Origin of the sequence: Providencia sp. PROV223, from assembly GCF_028479245.1 — a bacterium.
Classification (GTDB): domain Bacteria; phylum Pseudomonadota; class Gammaproteobacteria; order Enterobacterales; family Enterobacteriaceae; genus Providencia; species Providencia rettgeri.
In genome coordinates, this window is record NZ_JAMPNG010000008.1 from 87939 (window position 1) to 110371 (window position 22433).

The 22433-nt window shown below is 42.4% G+C and carries 8 protein-coding genes and 2 pseudogenes; 6 read left to right on the forward strand and 4 right to left on the reverse strand.

Translation table 11 applies throughout. From position 1 onward, the window contains the following. Nucleotides 1–117: 117 nt before the first annotated feature. The 5 genes from PR767_RS11170 to PR767_RS11190 all read left to right on the forward strand — a co-directional run bounded on the left by PR767_RS11170 (nt 118) and on the right by PR767_RS11190 (nt 5295). Complete coding sequence (locus PR767_RS11170) at nt 118–2535, forward strand: DMSO/selenate family reductase complex A subunit (RefSeq protein ID WP_272520344.1); 2418 nt, start codon at nt 118–120, stop codon at nt 2533–2535. Beyond that, the gene (locus PR767_RS11175; protein ID WP_272520345.1) at nt 2532–3170 is read left to right on the forward strand and encodes a DMSO/selenate family reductase complex B subunit; all 639 of its coding nucleotides are present in this window, start codon (nt 2532–2534) and stop codon (nt 3168–3170) included. Before PR767_RS11170 ends, PR767_RS11175 begins: the two co-directional genes overlap by 4 nt. Beyond that, complete coding sequence (locus tag PR767_RS11180) at nt 3167–4066, forward strand: dimethyl sulfoxide reductase anchor subunit family protein (protein WP_272520346.1); 900 nt, start codon at nt 3167–3169, stop codon at nt 4064–4066. Before PR767_RS11175 ends, PR767_RS11180 begins: the two co-directional genes overlap by 4 nt. Nucleotides 4067–4100: 34 nt before the next feature. Next, entirely contained in the window at nt 4101–4667 is a 567-nt protein-coding gene (locus tag PR767_RS11185; RefSeq protein ID WP_164528340.1) for a molecular chaperone TorD family protein, read from the forward strand. 205 nt (nt 4668–4872) lie between these two features. Next, nucleotides 4873–5295 (forward strand): DoxX family protein, encoded by a 423-nt coding sequence (locus PR767_RS11190; protein ID WP_004915049.1) that lies wholly within the window; start codon nt 4873–4875, stop codon nt 5293–5295. 87 nt (nt 5296–5382) lie between these two features. Here the strand turns inward: PR767_RS11190 and PR767_RS11195 are convergent, their stop codons facing one another. Further along, complete coding sequence (locus PR767_RS11195) at nt 5383–5511, reverse strand: nucleotidyltransferase domain-containing protein (protein ID WP_226537988.1); 129 nt, start codon at nt 5509–5511, stop codon at nt 5383–5385. A 26-nt stretch (nt 5512–5537) separates the two neighbouring features. Beyond that, a pseudogene (locus tag PR767_RS11200) lies at nt 5538–5723 on the reverse strand (RtcB family protein); the annotation flags it as partial. On the opposite strand from PR767_RS11200, the pseudogene PR767_RS11205 reads away from it, so the two are divergent. Continuing rightward, nucleotides 5712–6542, forward strand: a pseudogene (locus PR767_RS11205) (sigma 54-interacting transcriptional regulator); the annotation flags it as partial. The pseudogenes PR767_RS11200 and PR767_RS11205 overlap by 12 nt on opposite strands. 32 nt (nt 6543–6574) lie before the next feature. Here the strand turns inward: PR767_RS11205 and PR767_RS11210 are convergent. Together PR767_RS11210 and PR767_RS11215 are read right to left on the reverse strand one after the other, a co-directional pair. Further along, the gene (locus tag PR767_RS11210) at nt 6575–19822 is read right to left on the reverse strand and encodes an invasin domain 3-containing protein (RefSeq protein WP_272520347.1); all 13248 of its coding nucleotides are present in this window, start codon (nt 19820–19822) and stop codon (nt 6575–6577) included. 424 nt (nt 19823–20246) lie between these two features. Next, nucleotides 20247–22415, reverse strand: a complete 2169-nt coding sequence (locus PR767_RS11215; protein WP_209102654.1) for an inverse autotransporter beta domain-containing protein — start codon at nt 22413–22415, stop codon at nt 20247–20249. Between the last annotated feature and the right edge of the window lie 18 nt (nt 22416–22433).

Sequence of the window (22433 nt, forward strand, 5' to 3'; positions counted from 1 at the left end):
CATGTTTTATATGGTTGGCTGAAATTCCAATGTGTTTGGCGGCTTTTCGAAAGTTGGCAAACCGGGAAATGATTACTCTAGCGCGGCAACCTAATGTATGCCAGAGGTAGAGTTATCATGGAAAATTATCACGATCGGGCAGATAGCAAGAGTCTGATTAAACCCTTAACCCGTCGTCGGTTTATTCAAGGCAGCTCTGCGCTCATGGCTGTCCCCTTTATTGCCACAAACACGGTCGCATCGACACCAGAAAACCCGAATATCATCCCAACGACAACGCTGCAAGATGAAGGTGAGAGAGTGGTCTCCACCTGTAGTAGTTTTGATTGTGGTGGCAAATGTGATATTCGAGCACACGTTAAAGAAGGGGTAGTAACACGAATAAGCACTCGTCCAGATGCTGATTTAGATGAAGAAATGCCCATCATGCGTGCTTGCGTGCGCGGCCGCAGCTATCGGAAATTTGTTTATCACCCAAATCGACTGAAATACCCAATGAAACGAGTGGGCAAACGTGGAGAAGGGCGCTTCGAGCGAATTAGCTGGGAAGAAGCGACGACATTGATTGCCGACAATATGCAGCGTATCAACGAGCAATATGGCCCTGCATCACGCTTTGTTAGCCTCAGTACTGGAGTGACTGGAGGCATTTTCTCTGGTGCGAATATGCTACGCCGTCTATTTAATATCACGGGGGGCTTTCTGGAGAATTACCATTCAGTGAGTAACGGCAATACCATGGCGGTCACACCTTATACCTATGGCACATCAGCCAGTGGTAGCACCTTAGACACGCTCGAAGATACGCCATTGGTGATTCTGTGGGGGCATAATCCTAACGAAACCATTTTTGGTCATACGAATCATTATTTTCAAAAAATGAAGAAAAATGGCACTAAATTCATTGTTGTCGATCCGCGTTATTCAGATACCGCATCGTCATTAGCGGATCAGTGGATCCCTATTTTACCGACTACAGACAATGCGATGATGGATGCCATGATGTATGTGATCATCAGTGAGGGCCTGCATGATCAAACCTTTATCGATAAATTCACTGTTGGTTTTGATGAGCACCAGATGCCCGAAGGCATACCCGAAAATGAGTCATTGATGGCGTATTTGATGGGGAAAAAAGATGGAATAGTGAAAACTCCAGAATGGGCGGAACCCATTACCAAAGTACCCGCCGATACCATACGTCAATTGGCGCGTGAATATGCCAACACCAAACCAGCGGTATTAATGCAAGGCTGGGGGCCTCAGCGTCATATCTGTGGTGAACGTTCTGCCCGAGGCGCGACCTTGTTGGCAACAATCACGGGTAATGTGGGTGTAAAAGGGGGATGGGCAGCAGGTTATGGCATGGCAGTCACGCCGGATCTCCGTAAAACTCTCGCGGGTCCTAGCTTATTTGACAACCCTGTGAAAGCGAAAATTAATATCACCAATTGGGTGCAGGCCTGTGAAAATAAAGATTTGGTAACGCCCAATAACGGTTTAAAAAACGCAGAAAAACTCGATACGGAAATCAAAATGATTTTTTCGTTAGCGGGTAACTATATGACCAACCAGAACCCCGATATTTTGCATGCCGCTAAAGTTCTGGAAGATGAAAGTAAAGTTGAGTTTATTGTTTACAGTGACTTATATATGACTCCCAGTGCCAAGTATGCCGATATTTTACTGCCTGAAACCAGTTTCTTAGAGCGTTGGAATGTGGGTGGCACATGGGGAACGGGTAATTATATTATTTTATCTGAAAAAGTCGTCGAGCCTGAATTTGAGCGCCGTAGTGACTATGAATGGTTACGCGACGTGGCTGAAAAACTCGGTGTTGGCGAAAAATTCAGTGAAGGCCGTACAGAAAAACAGTGGATTGAGTATTTAGTCAATGATGCTCATCAAAAACGCCCAGAAGATGGCATTCCAACTTTTGATGAGCTGCTGGTTAAGCGCCGCCATTTGTTAAAACACAAACCGCATGTGGGGCATGTCGCCTTCGAGAAAAATATTAACGATATCGAGAATAACCCGTTTGAAACACCATCCGGAAAAATTGAAATTTTTTCTCAGCGCCTTTATGAGCGTAATGACGTGGACATCCCTGCTTTATCTCATTATGTGCCTGCCATTGAGGGGCCGGAAGATGAACTAGCTTCCCGCTATCCATTGCAATTAATCACTTGGAAAGGTCGTAATCGTGCCAATTCAACGCAATTTGCTAACCCGTGGTTACAAGAAGTACAGCGCCAAGAGTTATGGATCAATCCTATCGATGCCAAAAGACGAAATATCACGGATGGGGAGCGAGTTAAAGTGAATAATGACCGCGGTATCACCATGCTATCGGTCAAAATCACCCAGCGCATTATGCCTGGTGTTGTTGCTTTACAGGCAGGAGCGTGGTGGCAACCTGATGAAAATGGCATTGACCAAGGCGGTTGTGCGAACGTTTTAACATCTTCCCGCAGTACAGCAATGGCACATGGAAATGCCCATCAAACCTTATTGGTGGAGGTAAGCAAAGCATGAGTAAATTTCAGGTTTATCCCGCGATTAGTGACAAACAGCTTGGCTTTTATATTGATTCTGCGCGTTGTTCCGGTTGTAAAGCCTGCCAAGTGGCGTGCAAAGATAAAAATAACCTCGACGTGGGTCGCAAATATCGTCGTGTATATGAAGTTGCTGGTGGTGAGTTTATCGAAAACGGCACAGGGGGGCTGGTGAATAACGTCTTTGCCTATACGTTGTCCATTTCATGCAACCACTGTGCCGACCCTATGTGCGTGAAAAATTGCCCGACGACAGCCATGCACAAGCGTGAAAGGGATGGCATTGTGATGGTCAACACAGATAAGTGTGTGGGCTGTGGAACCTGTGCGTGGTCTTGCCCGTATGGTGCACCGCAAATGAACCCTGAAACCAAGCAAATGTCGAAATGTGATTTTTGTATTGATTTACAACTAAAAGGGGAGCAGCCCGTCTGCGTCGCCACTTGCCCACTAGGAGCCATTCAATTTGGCCCAATTGATGAATTACGACAACGTTATGGGGAGCTAGCGGATGTCCGAGGATTACCAGACTCATCGATTACCCACCCAAATTTAGTGATCCATCCACATCTTGGGGCGGGTCGTACACAAGACTCACAAGGAGAAGCCAAATGAATGAATGGCCACTGTTATTATTCACATTTTTAATGCAAACATCCATTGGGTTGAGTGTGATGTTAGCGCTTTTTGCAAACAAATTATCGGCGAATTTAACGGGCAAAACGCACGCACAGTTTTTGCTGTGGTATGTATTTGTCTCCTGCGTATTTGCGGGTATCGGTTTATTGTCCTCAATCACCCACTTAGGGGTTCCTTTAAATGCGCCTAACTCACTGCTGAATATTTTTTCATCGTGGTTAAGCCGTGAAGTGGTATTCACCGCTACCTATTTTGCTTTTCTCGGGCTGACTTTCCTATGGTTATGGCTCAAAAAGGAATTGTCATATTTGCTACTTGGCTTGGCCATTATTGCAGGGCTATGCGATGTGTATGCCATGGCTTCAATCTATCGTTATACATCAATGTTAACGTGGATGAATGATAATACGTATTTGATGTTCTACGGCACCATGTTTACTGCGGGAGCTGCTGGGTATTATTTATTAATCAATTTGTTATTGCGTTTTAACATCGGAGCCGTAGAGACTCAGATATCAACTCGTGGGTTATGGATGTTATGGGCGGTGATTGGGGTTAGCTTACTGGTTCGTTTAGCTTATCAGCCTGCCTATGAAAGTTACTTGGTTCACACTAGCTATAATAATGAATCCATTACATTTCCTATCGACTCTATCCATGCTTACCAAGGGATTTGGTCACTGCGTATCACGAGTTGGGTAGTTGGAATATTGGCGGTGATGGTATTGGGATATGGGTTGTTTCGTCATATACGACAAACGGCGAATGGGGTTATGACTTCGAGCAGTAAAGGATATTTAGTGGTTGGTTGTACAGCGGCGATGGTTGCTGAGTTTATGCTGCGTTACTGTTTTTACACGATCCACATATAGATAACAGCGTATTGCTTAGGAAATTATCTTTTTTATGATCCATTTTTCACACTATGCAGCTGCGTTTAATATTTTAGGCACGTGCTATTTATTTTCACCCAATGATGATGCAAGCCATTATGCAATAAGCTTTTTCAAGTTAAATGACTTCACATCTCAGTGGCCTTGTAAAATCAGTACTTCGCTTAGCGAACGGATTTCGGCATCGCTAAATATTGAGATTGCGGCACTGCATACTCAGTGGACGGATTTGTTTATTGGACCTGAAGCATTACCCGCCCCGCCATGGGGCTCGGTTTACCTTGACCCAGAGGGTGTTTTGCAAGGTTCTTCCACGGTGGCATTGAGTGAGTTTTTAAAACGGGAGCGTTTAAAAATACAGACTCGTTATCCAGAGCCCTCTGACCATGTTGGTTTAATGTTATTTCAAGCGGCAGTTTTGGCTTCACAAGTCAGGGAAGCCGCATTAAAAGAATTGTTGAATGACCATTTGGGAAGTTGGTTACCACAATTTTCTCAGCAATTAAATCGAACAAGCTATAGCCCATTCTATAATGCATTAACTGAATTAGCTCTGGTGACTGTCAGGTCGTGCTTGTAATATTATTCAATATTTTTGATTTTTAAATGGTTAATTAAACGTAATATTTGAATAGGTGAAAGGTTAACAAATTTTAATTAAATGAAAATTGATTTAGTTATAAGAAATGCAAATTAAAATGATTCTTACTTTATCTTTCTAAGCCATAATGCATTTTTAAGCCATACTACTTAATGATGTTTTGGATATCCATAGGGGGTATAAAGTGGTCAATTTATTAAATCGTTTGTTGTCCCATGAAGATGCTGGCAGGTTGTTATTGCGTCTTTCTGTTGGTGGGCTCATGTTGTTTCATGGTATGAGCAAATTAATGACTGGTGCGAGTGGTATTAAAGCGCTGCTGGCTTCTTATGGTTTACCTGAATTTATTGCTTATGGAACAATTCTAGGTGAAGTGGTTGCGCCTATTTTCATTATTTTAGGGATTTTAACTCGTCCATCAGCTTTATTAGTAGCTTTCACCATGGTAGTTGCATGGTTAATGATTGGGCTAGATAAAACATTTGTATTGGATAAAACCGGTGCATGGGCCATCGAAAGCCTAGTGTATTTCTTCTTGAGTGGTATTGCATTGGCATTTTTAGGTGCGGGTAAATATTCCATTATTAAAAACCCGAACTGGCGATAAACCTGTTTTTCTTTTGTGTTTGACATTGCCTTTGAAAAAAGACCATCAAAAAATTTCTGATGGTCTATTTTTTTTGAAAAATACCTGTTAATGATTTTCTAACACGGATTCACATGCAAACAGTATTTTAACGTGATGAGTTTCTTCTATTTCTTTGAGTGTTTTCTCTATCCGTTCTCTCATTAGCACGGATACACTTTCATGGTCAGTTTCCATGCTTTTTCTCCTGTAACGTTTTATCGTTAACCCTTAACACATACCACTTGGCGTAGGGTATGAACAATTTCTACCAGTGATGATTGTGCTGCCATTACCGCGTCGATGTCTTTGTAGGCCATCGGTATTTCGTCAATCACATCACTGTCTTTTCGGCACTCAACATGGGCAGTCGCCATTTTTTGGTCGCTAACTGAGAAACGCTTTTTGGCCATGTCAAAGGGGCGTTTACTGGGGCACTAAATGCACGAGGCGGTTTGTTAAAAGAAGCCGATGGCGGCATTTTATTTTTAGATGAAATTGCGGAACTTGGTCTTGATGAACAAGCTATGTTACTCAAAGCCATTGAAGAGAAACGTTTTTTTCCTTTTGGTTCTGACAATGAAATCCACAGTGATTTCCAACTGATTGCGGGCACGCATCGTAACCTTGCCGAGCAAGTAGAAGAAGGTAAATTTCGTGAAGACTTATACGCTCGTATCAATATGTGGACCTTTGCCTTACCGGGGTTAAAAGAACGTCGTGAAGATATTGAACCGAATATCGATTATGAATTAGCCAAATTTTGCCAAGATCAGCAAAGCCAAATCCGCTTTGATAGCGAAGCACGCAGCCTGTATGTGAAGTTTGCTTGCTCCCCGAAAGCCGAGTGGCGCGGCAATTTCCGGGAATTGGGTGCCTCTATTAGCCGAATGGCCACTTTTGCCGAACGCGGGCGCATCACTAAAGCGGTTGCCGAGGAAGAAATTGGTCGTTTGCAGTCTCAATGGCAGCCAAAATCAACCAATACATTTCCAAAGCAAATTGGTGAAATTGATTTATTCGATAAGCAGCAACTGGCAACAGTACTTGAAGTTTGCCGCCGTTCATCTTCCCTTTCCGAGGCAGGTCGTGAGCTGTTTGCGGTATCACGGCAACACAAAAAACAGCCCAATGATGCAGATAGGTTGAGAAAATATTTAGCTAAGTTTGAGTTGGATTGGGAAGGGGTGAAGGCGGGTATTGAGGGACGCTATATTGCTAAATCGTAGAAAGAAAAATCCCCGCCGAAGCGGGGATGGGGTTAGATATCTATAGCACAGAGATCAAAGTACGCTCCTATTTTTGATTGGTCAGAGTGATGGATCTCTGTACCATTATATGCATCATAAATAATCCCCTTCCACCCTGCTCTAAACGCCCCGAAGAGTGGATAAGAAAATTGTTTTAACTTGCCCCATTGTTTAAATAGGATTTTTATGTCCTCTTCCGAACCTGCAATGTAATTACCAGTGAAACAGGAGATGCTAGAGTTTTGCCACGAAGCTTTGAACCATTTCGTTAATGTCATCGTAAAGCGTATAGCATTGTGGTCTTGACTGCCAGGTTTCGGTATAGCCGTTAATATTAGAGTCTTTTGGGACGATTCGGGTTTATTGGCTAATATTAATTTCTCTTGATAAAGGTCAAGTTGATATGGAGCACTTTGACTGTTTGGATAATTTATAGCCCATACATATTGTTTAGGCTCTTTCACCAGATTAATGAGGTTGATGTACTCACGTTCCATACCATATGTGATGGAAGAGGTGAGCTCTTTAAAATGATAAAAATGGATATGCACAGACTTCTGGGTACCTGCATAGCTAATTGAACCGGAATCAAGAGATATCGTTACTTCCTCTGCAGCTGAGTTGGATATAGTGGCAATATACACACCGGCTATTGTTTCCCGCATAATAGAATCGTTTAGCTTCCCTTTATCTGAGGTGATCGCTGGGCTATTACCTGAAATAGGGATCCCATTTTTATTGAAGAGTTTTAAGGTGATTGTTGATATTTCAGAGCCATTACCTTCAACTGAATCGTTATCAACAGAAAAACTACTTTTCCCTTTGTCAAAAATCGGGGAACCAGCCTCAATTTGGATATTTTTTTGCCCAGTAGTCTTGCTTGTATTTGCTATAGTTGCAGTTAGTGCTTTAGTGCCAGCTATGTTAAATTGAATATCTGTTGAATAGTCCCCTTGCGTTCCTTCTTTCCAGTTCAAATTTGGATAAGACTGTTGATTATTAATTAAAGTCATGTCTTTTGAACTGACATTAATGACTTTGTTACCATACTTATCTTGTAACTTAAGTACCAACCTAACGGTATCTCCTGCTACTGTAGTGTCTTGTATATTTAATTCAACGCTCGCGACATTTTTGGCACCTTCTAGTGGCTTCACATCAATTTTGACATTTTGTACCTGTTTATTTACCTCAACCGATAAAGTGTGTTGTTTAACTTTCTCTAAGGTGATGTTAGCGGTATAAACGCCATCATGTGATGATGTTTTCACCCACGATGCTTTCGTGATAATAGTATTATCGCTATTTTCGAGCTTCATGTCTTTCGGGGCAACATCTGCCACTTCATTGCCATATTTATCAAGCATGGTGAGGGTTAATTTAGTGCTCTCACCTGCACTCATTGAAGTTACTGCAGGAGTTGATTTAATCTCATTAACATTGCTAGCCCCTTTCAAGGCTTTCACCGTGACTTCCTTAGTATTGGCATCTTGTTTATTCACCGTCGCGGTTAATGTGTGTTTACCGACTTTGGTTAATGGTAAGGTGGCTTTATACACGCCTGTCGATACCTCATTCCAAGCAATACTGTGGCTATCAATAATTTCTGCGCTATTATTATCGGTTAACGAAATATCTGCCCCATTGACGCCAGTAACCAAATTTTCGTATTGGTCTTTCAGTTCTAACGTTAATTCAACTTTTTTACCTGCATCAAAGGTATTGAGGTTTGTGGTTATTTTTGCGGATTTCACCACACTTTTTCCACTTGGATAGGTTGCTTCTACCGTTTGAATACGGCTTGGCTGATTATTGACCATGGCTTTAAACTGGTAATTGCCTACAGTGTCTAACAGCTGTTTCGTGGTATAGACGCCATCTTGTGGGTTAGCCCATTTTACGTTAATTGGATTATCATTTTTGGTGATCTGAATATCGTTAACATTGATATCAATAACACCATTATCGACCTTGTCGGTTAGGGCTAATGTTAACGTCACTTCTTTACCAGCTTCAAGGGTTCCTACATCGGTTTCAAGCATGGTTTTATTTACGTTATTCACCCCTTGGGCAGGGGCAACGGTTAGCTCAAGTTTATCGCTGAGTAGCTTATCTGCCACCACTTGAATAGATTGCTTGCGTAGCTTGTTCATAGTGAGTTCTTGAGAGTAAAAACCATCTTTAAGTTCTTTCCATACGGAGGTCGATTGCAAGTCTGTCAATAATTTCAAGTTTGACGATGCTCCAGTCAGTTTGTTACCAAACTTATCTTTTAGTCCGACTTTTAGGGTGATTTTATCGCCTGAATTTACTGTATTATTTTTTGCGTTGTGGGTGATAGACATGGTGTCTAATGAGCCACGCAAACCATCTTTATCATAAGAGTTAATCAAAATTTCTTTTGGTGCTTTGACGTTCCAATACACCGTTTTTGACTTGCCGTTGACGCCGATACTGATTTTATAGTTACTCGCTTTAGCCGCAGGGAGCTGAGCGATATATCTATCTATGTTGTTTTTTTCCATAAATATAATATTTTGCTCTTTATCATCAATTTTCATTTTGATATCGCTACTGCTAATATTTTTAACTGGGTTGCCATATTGGTCAGTTAAACTAATGGATAATGATGATGGTTGTCCTGCGTCACTGTCGGATATCGGTGAGATAGTGATTGTTTTTACAGCATCTTTACCAGTTGGTGAATTGACCGTGACAGTGGTTGTATCTGTAAATTTACCAATACCCGCACTGAGAGTATGCATTTTAACGTCACTGAGCATGATGGTGGTGGTATAGATACCTAAGCCATGGTTATCTTCATCCCAGACAGCGGATATTTTATTATTACTGTCAGTGAGTGTGATCGTATTATTATTGAGGTGAATAACTGGGTTGTTATCTCTATCAGTGACTTTTAAAGATAACGTAACGTTATCGCCTGCCGTTATGGTGCTCAAGTTTGTTGTTAGCTGAACCTTATTGATCTGGCTTTGGTTAGTCGATGGCTGGGCGTTAATCAATACCTTTTTACTTTGTATTAGGTTAACAGTTGCTTTTAGGGGGTGAATTCCTGCAATTGCGACCGTTGTTGACGCAGTATAGGTTCCATTCCCTTTTGATAGCCAATTTAAACCTGTGAGGTTTTTCTTAATATGCGCATCATTTATGGTGATATCTTTCGCCGTGACCCCTTCAACACCATTACCCCATTGGTCGGTTAATTGAAGTGTCAGTTCCGTTTGGCTTCCTACGGTCAGTTGATTGGTGCTGGCTTTGAGCTCAACAGTTTTCACTTGTGTTGGGTCAGTTAATGCGCTGACATTAATCACCAGTGGGGCATTTGCTTGGTGGTTAACGCGACTGACAAAGGTGTTTTTCCCTTGCTGATGTAATGGGAGTGTGGTGGTGTAAATACCGGCCCCTTTCTCTAACCAAGCCAGTTTAGGAACAAGCGTATGGTTATGTTCTAATTGAATATCGTTGGCTTGTACTTTTTCAACACCATTACCATGGATATCAGTTAATGTTAATTGCAGTTCAACTAACTCTCCCACCATAAGAGTTTTGTTCGTTGCCTTTAATTCCACATTGCTAACAGCAGATTGCCCCTGTGGCGCCTCAACATTAATAACCTGTGATTGGATAGTGTTATTGACAGTAACCTTTAACGTATCAGAGCCTAATTTACGCAATAATAAGTCGGCGGTATAAGTGCCATCCGCATGGTCTTTCCATATGACAGGTCCTGATTGCTGGTGAGCAGTCACAATACTGTTGCTAGAAACCTCTTTTAGCCCATTACCAAAGGCATCTTTCAACGTGACGATGAGTGTAACTTTCTCGCCAGCTTTATGTTTACTGGTTGGCGCTACATTCAGCAATACTTCATTAACGACTTTGTATTGGCCTTTCTTACCACTCCCATCCCTAGCAACAGCAGCAATTGGCACTGGTTTGCTAACATCAAATAATTTTTCGATTGAAGTGACATTTTGAGTTGGGATAGATGCAACCATATTGTGTGAGCCACTTTGCTGTCCGGGTAATGTCCCAACGTATTTGCCCGTAGGGACTTGAGCAACTTGCATGGAAATTGGTTGTTGCTGATCGACGGTAACGGACAGGCTGGTAATATTGGATACCGGGTGCCCATTTGAGTCAGTCAGGGAAAAGACAATCGTACTGTCAGAACCTGCAGCTACGGGTAAAACATGGACAATTTCAACATTATTGACCTTGCTTTTCCCTTCATTGTTATGAACCGTAATCTCAACAGGGAGGCTTTTCTGTTTATTGACGATGGCCGTTAAGCTGTCTTTACCTAGTTTATTTAACACTAAATCCGCGGTATAAGTGCCATCGTTGCCATCAACCCAAGCCACCGGACTTGTTTGACCATGAGTGAGTGCAATTTTGGTGCTTTCAACGCCTGTGAGTTTATTATCAAACGCATCTGTTAAGGTCAGTGTCAGTTTAACGGTTTCTCCTGATTTGTAACCTTGAGTTGTAATCGCCTGTAATTCGACGGTTTTCACCACGCCTTGCGTCTCAGCTTTACCTGAACCATCAGTTTGAGTTGCTTTAATGGTTGTGGCAGCCTTAACGACCCAACTTTGTTGGTTTTTCTGTTTATTAGCCGTGACTTTAACGGTGTAACTGCCTGCTTTACTTGCCGGTAGTGTCGCGTTGTAAGTGCCTTTGGTGCTAGTTTCAGTGAACTTAATGTCTGCTAATTTATCGTTGATAGTGACTTTAATGTCATTAGCTATCTGAGTCACACCTTGTTGATGGGTATCTTGAATTTTCACGGTAAGATTGCCCGCTTTCCCGGCTTCTGACGGGGCGATAGGGTCAATGATAACCTTATCTACTTGATTGACTTGGTTGGTATTTTCCACCGTAATGTTTACGGTTGAACTCTCTTTCTGGTTAACGATGGCTTTTAGCGTGCCACTTCCCAACACTTTTACTGGTAATGTTGTGGTATAGTTGCCGTTATTGTTATCACTCCATGTCACTGTACTACCTTGATTTTGTAGCAGAGTGATGCTGGTAACGCCTTTAAGTGGGTTACTAAACTTATCCTTTAAGGTCACGGTCAGTTGTAAGTTATCGCCTGATTTGATGTTAGTGCCTGGTGTTACAGCCAGTGTGACATCATTGACGACACCACGTGCTCCTGCTGTTCCCCCACCATTTGACGCTGCGGTTACCGTATCTGATTTTGCAACTTGTAGTGGTTTTGGCGTTGATGCTTGGCTATTGACCGTGACAATCACTAGGTGTGAACCACTCAGTTGCCCCGGTAAGGTACCGGTATAGAGACCATCTGCTTGTTGGGTAACGTTAATGCTGACAGGTTGTTGCTGACCCATTTTAACATCGACACTTTTGATGCCAGTAACTGGGTGCCCATTTTTATCCGTTAAGGCCACAGTAAAGTCGCTGCCTGCACCCGCTGCTGCTGGTGCGATATTGATGATTTCGACTTGTTTAACGCTGTTACTGCCTTCTGCTTTTTTAACAATGATGCTAATTGGCAGGCTATTCACGCTATTCACCGTGGAAATTAATGTATCTGTCCCAAGCGTGTCTAACAGTAAACTTGCGGTATAAGTGCCATCTTTGTTATCAGTCCAAGTCACGTTACCTGTTTGGCCATGTGTTAACTTAATGTTTTTAACATCAACGCCACTAAGCGTGTTATTAAACGCATCTGTTAAAGTGAGTGTTAGCTTAATAACTTCACCGGATTTGTAGCCTTGCGCTGCAGAAGCCAGCAATTTGACGGTTTTCACGACAGCCGCGTTACCTTCCGTGCCTGAACCATCGGTTTTATCCGCATTGATGGTTGTTGGAGCCTTAACTACCCATGTTTGTGTTGCTGTTTTTTGACCAATCGCGACGTTAACGTCATAACGGCCCGTTTTTTGCGCGGGTAATTTGGCGGTATAAGTGCCCTTTATTTTGCTATCTTCAGTCAATGTGAGGGGGAGTAGTGCTCCGTTGAGGGTGAGTTTTATCTCATCTTTAAGTAAGACCACACCATGGCCATAGATATTCACGGCTTTTAGGGTGATGGTTTGCTCTGAACCTGCTGCTGATGGGGCAATCGGTTCGAGCGTCAGTTGGTGAACTTGAGCCGCTTGATTCGGGCTGACCACATCAATACTAACCATGTTGCTCTCTTGGCTGTTCACTGTGGCTTTCAAGTCATTGTTGCCTAATTGGCTTGATGGCAATGTGGCGGTATAGCTGCCGTTATTGTGGTCAGTCCATGTCAGGGTAGCATTTTTGTTGTTGTGCTGTAGCGCAATGCTGGCACTACTGACGCCTTTCAGTGGATTGCTAAAGCGATCTTTGAGCTCGACAGTCAGTTGCAACAGGTCACCCGATGTTAGCTTGCTGTTTTGGGTTGTACTGAGTGCCACACGGCTGACCACACCGCGCTGGCCGTTTGTGCCACCGCCGTTTGCGCTTGCGGTGACGGTATCAGGTTGCGTCACAGTGAGTGTTTGTGGCGTGGATGAGATTTTATTGGCGGTGATAACTACGTCATAATTCCCAGCGTGTTGCCCCGGTAAGGTACCGATATAACTGCCATCGGTTTGTTGCGTCACTGCGATATTTGGCAGTTTTTGATTATTAATGGTGACATCCACGTGTTGGACGCCTTCGACCGAGTTGCCTTGCGCATCGGTTAATGTAACCGTAAAGGTACTTTCCGCACCAGCGGCAATAGGGACAATAGTGAGGATCTCAACCTTGTGGATCGCTGTACTGTCTGATTGCTTAGTGATATTGATCAGAAGCGTGTTGCTATCCTTTTTATTGACGATGGTCGTTAAGCTGTCTTTACCCAGTGTTGTTAACAGTAAATTAGAGGTATAAGTGCCATCTTGTTGAGGCACCCAAGCCACAGGACTTGTTTGACCATGAATGAGTGTAATGTTACTTCCGTCAACGCCTGTGAGCGGGTTATCAAACGTATCTTTTAAGGCCAGAGTCAGTTTAATCGGGTCACCTGACTTGAAGTCTTTGGTTGGTGAAATGGTCAGTGTTGCGCGCTCAATGACACCGCGAGAACCTGATTTACCACTATGGTTAACTGCAATAGGCATTGGAGCATTCACGGATAAGGTTGATTCTGTGGACTTAACGCCACCAACAGTGACGATGACTTTCTGAAATCCTGATTTTTGGCCTGAAAGGATACCGGTATAAATCCCTTTGGTGGTGGTTTCAGTGATCTTAAGTAACGCTTCAGCGCCATTGATAGAGACAACTGCGTTACTATCTATCCCTGTAATAGGTTGGTTGTTGGCATCAGTGAGTGCCAGTGTGATGGTACTTGTTTCACCAGCCGCAGGTTTAGTGATGCTTTTTATTTCAACTTGTTTGATTTGTGTCGCGGCAGTGGCATTCCCAACATTAATGTTAAGTGGGGAAGTGGTTATTTGGTTCACTTTCACTGTTAACGAGTCTTGGTCAATTTTTGTCAGTGGCAACAGAGCGGTGTATTCACCGTTCCGTAGGTCTGTCCAAATAACAGAACTCTGCTTAGATTGTTTATGTGTTAATTGAATACTAGCGCTACTGATCCCTTCAAGGGCGTTACCAAAGGCATCCTTAATTGACACGATTAATTGTAATGATTGGCCTGACTTTAGGTCATTGGGTGATGACGAGTCCAATGCAACGGTTTTAACCACACCACGTTGATTTTCTGTACCACTGCCATCTTTTTGGTTAGCGCTGATCGTCCTTGCCGTTTTAACGGTCCAAGGTTTTGATGCGGTTTTTTTATTAGTTGTCACATTAACGGTGTATTTGCCCGTATTTTGTGCAAGTAATATTCCTGTGTAAGTCCCTTCTTGAGTAAGTGATTCCGTTATAGCAATGGGTGTCGGCAGGCCATTGATATTTGCCATTATCATACTGTTAATCGCGGTGACAGGGTGGTGGTAGCTATCAGTAACTTTCACTGTGATAGTTTGTTTTTCACCCGCTTCACTTGGCGTAATTGGTTCAAGTTCGACATTAGCCACCTTGTTGATATCAGTCGAATTACTCACGGTAATGGGGATGACTTGTGATTTATAACCGTTAATCGATGCCGCTAAATGATTAGAACCTGTTTGTGTTAATAGCAACGAAGTCGTGTAAGTACCATTACGATTATCTAACCATTTTAGCGAACTTGCTTTATATCCATCCAAGATGATATTACTAGGGTCGATAGCGGTTAATAGATTATTAAATGCATCAGTTATGGTCACGGTGATATTCAGCTTATCACCCGATTGCAGATGAGTGATATCACTGGTCGTCATGGTAATGTTATTGATAACGCCTCGTTCTCCTAGCAGGCCGCTGCCACTCAGGTTTATCGCTTTAATAGGCTTAGGCTTTTCGACAACCAAGACTTTCTTTTGGGATTCAAACTTATTTACCACTGCGATAATTTCGTAGTGACCTTGTTGCTGCGCAGGAAGGGTGATTTCATAAATTCCAGAAGTGACTTCTTTTGTTTGAAGGATGTGCTCTTTACCTGCAATTTTAATGGTGATATTCGTTTCACCGACGACAGGGTTAGCATGTTTATCCGTTAACGCGACAGTCAAGGTGCTATGAGAACCCGCATCCACTTTTTCTATTTTGGTTATTTCAACTTTGCTGACCTTATCTTTCCCTGCGGCGTTGCTAATTTGAATTTGTTTTACGGAGGTTTTATGGCTGTTAATTGACGCAATTAAATCTTTCGAGCCAAGTTCAGTTAATGTGATAGTGGTCGTGTAAGTACCGTTGCCTTTATCTGTCCAGACTGGCTTGCCGTTAAATCCGCCAAGGGTAATTGTATTCGTATTGAGCCCAGTTAAACCGTTATTAAAGGCATCGGTGACGGTGACGGTGATCTCAAGTTGATCGCCAGACTGTAAGTTGTTGGTATTGCCCGTTGTCATGGCAATACTATTAACCACGCCTTTTTCTCCCGGCTTACCTGTGTTATTGGGTTTAATTGGCGTTGGTGGGGTAACCACTAAAGTTGTATCAGTTGAGCCCTTACCATTCACACTCGCGCTAATGTTGTGATTTCCTGCTTGTAGTGCGGGTAGTGTCACTTCGTAAATACCGGGGTTACCTTCTTTGGCAGGACGTTTATGGGTTTGCCCATCAATATTGAGGGTAATTTCTGTTGCGCCAACCACGGGGTTGCCATGTTTATCGGTTAACGCGATAGTGACGGTACTGTTTGTGCCTGCTGCCGGTTTTTCTGTTTTGATGATGTTGACTTTATCAACATGGGATGCCCCTGTGGCATTATTGACCTGAACTTCGGTGTGTGGGCTGCGGCTACCATTGACGGAGGCAGTTAAGTCATTGCTACCAACGTCGGTTAAGGTCAACGTGGTGGTGTAAGAGCCATCGCCATTATCTACCCAGTTTAAGGTATTCCCTTTGTGTTTACCGATATCGATATTATCGGTATTTAAACCCGCCAAACCGTTACCAAAGGCATCCGTTACTGTTACCGTGATTTCAAGAGGATTATCGGATTCAAAACGGTGGGTGTGACCAAGTGTGATAGCCACTTTGTCAATCACGCCTTTCTCACCCTGTTGACCGGTTCCATTTGAGTTGTTCGGGGAAATCGGTTTTGGTTGCTCAACTAGTAAGCTTTCTTTGATTGATACAGTATTATTTACACTCGCATGGATATCATGTTTGCCCGCTTGCAGTGCTGGCAGCGTGACTTCATAGACACCTGGTTTCCCTTCTTTCGCTGGCAAAGTGTGTGGGTTGTTATCAATATTAACGATAATTTCAGTTTCACCGACTACTGGGTTGCCGTTGCTATCGGTCAAGTGCACGGTCAGTGTGCTGTTTGAGCCTGCAGCAGGTTGCTCTGTTTTGATAATGGCAACTTTGCTGACTTTATCTTTCCCTGTAGCATTGCTAACTTGAATTTGTTTTTGTGGACTTGCAGTGCCATTGATGGAAACAGTGAGGTCATTATTACCGACTTCGGTGAGTGGCAAGGTGGTAGTGTAAGAGCCATCACCGTTGTCAACCCATGCCAATGTATCGCCTTTATGTTTACCAATGTCGATATTATTGGTGTTTAAGCCTGGTAAGCCGTTATTAAAGGCATCGGTGACTGTGACGGTGATATCAAGTTTATCACCAGATTGCAGGCCGGCTGTATTACCTGTTTTGATCTCGATTTTATCGACAATGCCTTGTTCACCTTTTTGCCCTGTACCGTTTGGATTTTGGGGTTTAACAGGTTGTGGCTGCTCAACAATTAGCAACTCTTTTGGTGATTCTTTCCCGTTAACAATAGCGGAAATATCATGGTTGCCCGTGAGTTGCCCAGCAATAATAGCTTCATAAATACCCGGAGATATTTCTGTTACTGGCAAAGTGTGTGGCTGATCATTTATATTGACAGTAACTTCAGTTTCACCAACCACTGGGTTGCCATGTTTGTCGGTTAATTCGAGGGTAATGGTGCTATCTATACCTGCCGCTGGTTTTTCTGTTTTGATGATTTTGACTTTATCAATATGAACAGTTCCGCTGGCATTATTGACGAGAACGTCAGTTTTTGAACTCGTAGTACCATTGATGGTGGCGGTCAGGTCATTATTGCCGACTTCAGTTAATGGAAAGGTGGTGGTGTACGAGCCGTCACCATTGTCCGTCCATGTCAGCATATCGCCTTTATGTTTACCGATATCGATATTATCGGTATTTAAGCCTGATAGCCCATTACCAAAGGTATCGGTGATGGTTACGGTAACCTTAAGAGTATCCCCTGATTGTAAACCATGGGTTTTGTTTGGGGTGGTGACGATATTATCAATAACGCCTTTTTCCCCTTTTTGGCCTGTACCGTTCGTATTGTTTGGTGAAATGGTTTTTGGTTGCTCAACAATCAGCGTCTCAGGGGGAGAGGTTTGCCCATCAACAGTGACGGTGATATTTGGTGTACCGCTATGCTGTCCTGGTAATTTCCCTGTATAAACTCCGCTACCCGGAAAGGTTTCACTAATTATTATTGGGGTAGGTTTACCATCGATATTGACCGTGACAGTACCATCAGCCCCCGAGACGGCATTGCCATGTGTATCAGTTAATGAAATTTTGATGTTGCTGTCTGTACCAGCCTCGGCTTGTGAGAGATCTAAAATGGTGACATGGGCTAGTTGGCCAAACACGAAATGCGTTTCTACCGTTACATTTTGTTCATTCAGTGTTGCTGTTACTTTAACAGGCCCTGCGACTTGGCTTGTTACCTCAACGTCAGTATTGCCTTGTTCATCGGTCGGGCTCAATTGTGTGGCATTGGCATTTATCGCATCAAGTTGCAGCATGGCACCTTGAATTGGGTGTGAGTGGTTGTCGGTGATATGGAATTGAATTTTATTTTTAGATTTTCCATCGGCAACCGCATTATCACTAAGAACATTGAAATGATTAATATGTGCTTGTTGCGTATCGGCAATAAAGAAAAAAGCGGTTTCAATTGGTACGCCGCCATTTGCAACGGCTTGAACTCGGTGTTCACCCATGGTCAAAGAGGTGAATTGAACCGAAGCTTCTCCTTTTATATTGGTGACAACTTTATATTTTTGTTTATCCGTTGATTTAGCGGCCTGCATTTTTTTATACAGGTTCTTGAAAGCCATACTTGAAGATGTGGCTTTTTGTGTGACCAGCTTTAGTTCAGTCGGTAAGGTAAAGGTTACGGTTGAATCCGGTGCTATATTGCCTAAAACATCTCTGGCAGTAACTGTTAATACATTGATATCTTGTCCATTGGCGAGAGAGTTTCCTTTTTTAATGACCTCATTATGCTTAATCGATAGTACCCCTGAGTTGGTTACTTCAACGAAGGTTGAGGCTTGTGGTGTAATGTTTCCCTTGCTATCAGATGCCGTTACCGTGAATCGGTAAAGGTTGTTTTTTTTCCTTTCCTGCTCAGTCATAGCGACTTTGTAGGAAGGGAGTTTGATCTTTGTCAGAGCGCCATCAAGGATGATTTCTCCTCCCGCCATTAAAAATTCGGGGGCATGAATGGTCAGTTTGTCTAACGGATATTTGGTATTGAGGGTATTGATTAAAGGTATCTCATCCCCAGTTTTCCCTTGGATAATCGCAGGTAGTGATAGAGTTATCAGCGTTTTCTTTTGGTATTCCAGTATGATGTTATTATTACGATTAACAAAATCATAGCGGCTACCTAATAGGCGACGAGAGTCACCAACCTTAGTAGGGTCAAGTTGCTCTGCGAGGCTCTTACCCAGTGCCCAAGTGAACTCTAATTTGGCATTAGTTTCACTTAATCCACCACTGATTTTTTGTTCTGCGCTTAAAGTTACCAGTGAGAACGGGGTCCAGTTCACCCCAATTGTGGTGGCGAGTGGGTCTTTTTGGCGCTTATCTTTACCGAATAGAGCAACATCGTCGCCAAAATACTGCTCAAATTTAAGATTTCCGCCAATATTGGGGTAAGAAGGCAACCAGCCCTCAGCCTGTAAATCCCATCCATTAGCAGGGCGGGCATTGTAGTCATTATTTAATTCAGAAGCACTACGCCATTCTGATGCACGTAAATAGGTATTGGCGCTTAGTTTTAAGAAATCTTGTGCGTACTCGGCTCCGAAACCTAGGCGAGAGTGGTAGCGAGATAAGTCATGATCAAAAAAGGCATTGACGCCCATCATGCTCTTAGGTGTAAAGCGACGAACCCCAATACCATTATTGGTCTGTAGCCTGCCATCAGTGCGATGAATATTATGTTGGGTAAACAATAATAAATCGGTACTGTCATACCAAGGCACTAACCAATCTAATTGGGTATTTTTAATGGATAATTTTTTATCTACGTCAACACTGAATTTGGCATTACCGGTTTTAGATAACCAACGATTTATTTCATCTGTTGCTGCGTTTGTGACCTTACTGCGAGCGAAGTCCTGCGCCATATCTGCAAGATCTGCTGCTTTTTTCTTATCAGAGATAAAACGCGCGGCGCTTTGGCTATATTCAGCAATAAGCTTCTCTGTTTTATCATCATTGGTTAGTACTGGGTCACTCCCCAGAGTCGGTAGGTCATCAGGTGTTAGCATTTTTGCATAACTTGGCATAACCGGCATGATGGCCGAAGACCATATTGCAATAAAGAGGACAAAGCCATTTGAGATTTTATGTCTCAGTGTTTGCTTTATAGTTGACGTAGCGGAGTTCATTCAATTTATTCCTAGTTTTATTAACTTGGCTATTGTTGAATGCTTATACAGGTAAGAGCTTGTGAATTAGTTTGACTTAAACAGAAGCGAAAATTACAAGGTGGAAAATCGTAGTATGGGCGGCTTTTATTGATAACGCTGAAAAATAACCTCCTTGCCTATATAAAGGTGTTTTTTATCGGCTGAGAATAAATCTTACTTGAATAAAAACAATTGATTAGCTTATGAAAATACAAAATACTAACATTAGAATATGGCTTTTAAAGGTTTGTTAAAGTGCAATATTTGGTGGGTATGATAGTAAATTTAGTCACGATTCAATAAAGCAATAAGCTAGATTAATTGAACTAAAAATGCCCCTGTTAAGGGGCAAATTTTAACACTGAAAGAGCAGCTAGATTCAGTCTATTTTATACGGAAAGTATTATCCTATTTTTTGAAATAACTGCCTTAGCAAACTTAACGGCGTGCGTGTAGGACTGTTTTGCTCATTTATTGGGGATTTGAAAAGAGTTCCTGTGCTTGGCTGAATATTTATCGCAGATCCATTCCTTTGAAAGTTAACTTGTATTGTTCTACTATCGCCATTTAGGGTTGCAATGATATCTATAGAACCTTCAACTAAGCTACTAACTTCTAATTCCGTATTGCCATGTTCATCAGTCAGCTTAGCTGGTGAGATAATGCCATTTGGCGCTTCAAAATGAACAAGCGCGCCAGCAATGCTTTGTCGGCTGTTATTCACAATATGCAGTTTAATTTTGTTTTTACTGATCCCGTCTGCCATTACATTGTTTTGAATGATATCAATGCTACCAATAAATGATTGGTTAATATCAGGTTTAAAGTTATACATCTCATTCATTTCTGTACCATGCTCAGTCTTTGCTTTTATTGCATAACTTCCTGATATAAAAGAGGTGAACTGAATAGAAGCTTCACCTTTACTATTGGTAACGATGCTATACGGCTGTTCAGAAACGGATTTCGCCGCTTGGGCTTTCCACATAAAGTGATTTAGTAGGGAATCGTATCCTGTATTTTTTTGATCAATAGATTTAAGACCTGCAGGTAATATAAAGTTTACTTTCGCATTGGGTACAGGGTGGCCAAGAGCATCTTTAATTACTACGGCGAATGTATTTGCATCTTTACCATCAGCAACGGCATTGTTTCTTTTGGCGGTATTTGCATGGCTGATGGTGAGAGTGCCTGTGTTAGTCACTTCAATTAACGTTTCCGCTTGCGGGGAAACATTTCCGTTGGTGTCATAAGCCGTCACGGTTAAACGGTAAAGGTTGAGTTGTTGATTTTTAATGGTGTCGTTGGCAATTTTATATGACGGTAGTTTGACTGAACTTTCTATGCCATTAAGGTGGATTTCTCCTCCTGCTGCAACCAATTCAGGCGCTTCTATAACAACTTTGTCTAAAGGGTATTTAGTGGTTAAGTTGCGGATAATAGAGAGCTCTTCTCCTGTTATTCCTTGAATAACTTTCGGTAATGATAATGAAATTAAGGTTTTCTTTTGGTACTCCAACACAATATTGTTATTACGATTAACGAAATCATAGCGGTTGCTAGGAATATGGCGGGTAGCTTCTATCGCTGAAGCATCAAGATGTTGCGCTAAGCTTTTCCCTAACAACCAATTGAATGCAATTTTTGCACTTGTTTCATTTGCGCCACTACTGCCCATTTTATGTTCTGCATTTAGCGCGAGGAGGGGGAATGGAGACCAATTGATGCCGACAGTCGCCGCCATAGGGTCTTTCTGGCGCTCATTTTTACCAAATAAAGCCACGTCATCGCCATAATATTGCTCCAATTTTAGGCTCGCCCCTAAATTAGAATAAGTGGGCAACCAGCCTTCAAATTGAATATCCCAGCCGTTAGCAGGGCGCGCGTTATAATCATAAGCTAATTCGGATGCACTTCGCCAAGTCGATAGCCCCAAATAGCTGTTCACACTCATTCTGGCGTAATCTTGTGCATATTCTACACCAAACCCTAATCGTGAATGGTAATGGGATAAATCATGATCAAAAAAAGCATTCACCCCGACCATGCTATTTTGCTGGAAATGACGTAATCCAATACCTGTATTGGTTTGTAACCGACCATCAGTGCGATGAATGCTGTGCTGAGAAAATAGCAATAAATCTGGTTGGTCATACCAAGGTATTAACCAATCTAATTGGGTATTTTTAATTGATAATTTTTTATCAAGGTTAAGATTGAATCTAGCATTACCTGCTTTCGATAACCAATGTGTTATTTCATCAGTCGCGATATTTGCGGCTTTATGGCGTGCATAGTCTTGCGCCATCTCTGCCAAATTTTTGCTGTTTTTTTCTGTAGCAGCAAAATTTGCGGCATTTTGCCCATATTCTGCTAAAAAACGTTCAGTAGTATCTTCTGGTTGGCTTTCTTCAAATTGAATGGCATGACTACCGAGTGTCGGCAAATCGTCCAAATGAGGGATTTGGGCATAACTTGGTGCGACAGGCACAATAGCTATTGAGCACATAGCCGTAGAGAGTACCAAACGGTTCGGTAGCTTGGGTTTCAATTTTGACGAAGGGGCATTCATCGGACATATTCCTGATAT

Excerpts from the sequence above, each read along its gene's own strand:
- PR767_RS11180 (WP_272520346.1), top strand. The coding sequence starts at position 3,167 with ATGAATGAATGGCCACTGTTATTATTCACATTTTTAATGCAAACATCC.
- PR767_RS11195 (WP_226537988.1), bottom strand. The coding sequence starts at position 5,511 with ATGGAAACTGACCATGAAAGTGTATCCGTGCTAATGAGAGAACGGATA.
- PR767_RS11185 (WP_164528340.1), top strand. The coding sequence starts at position 4,101 with ATGATCCATTTTTCACACTATGCAGCTGCGTTTAATATTTTAGGCACG.
- PR767_RS11170 (WP_272520344.1), top strand. The coding sequence starts at position 118 with ATGGAAAATTATCACGATCGGGCAGATAGCAAGAGTCTGATTAAACCC.
- PR767_RS11175 (WP_272520345.1), top strand. The coding sequence starts at position 2,532 with ATGAGTAAATTTCAGGTTTATCCCGCGATTAGTGACAAACAGCTTGGC.
- PR767_RS11210 (WP_272520347.1), bottom strand. The coding sequence starts at position 19,822 with ATGAACTCCGCTACGTCAACTATAAAGCAAACACTGAGACATAAAATC.
- PR767_RS11215 (WP_209102654.1), bottom strand. The coding sequence starts at position 22,415 with ATGAATGCCCCTTCGTCAAAATTGAAACCCAAGCTACCGAACCGTTTG.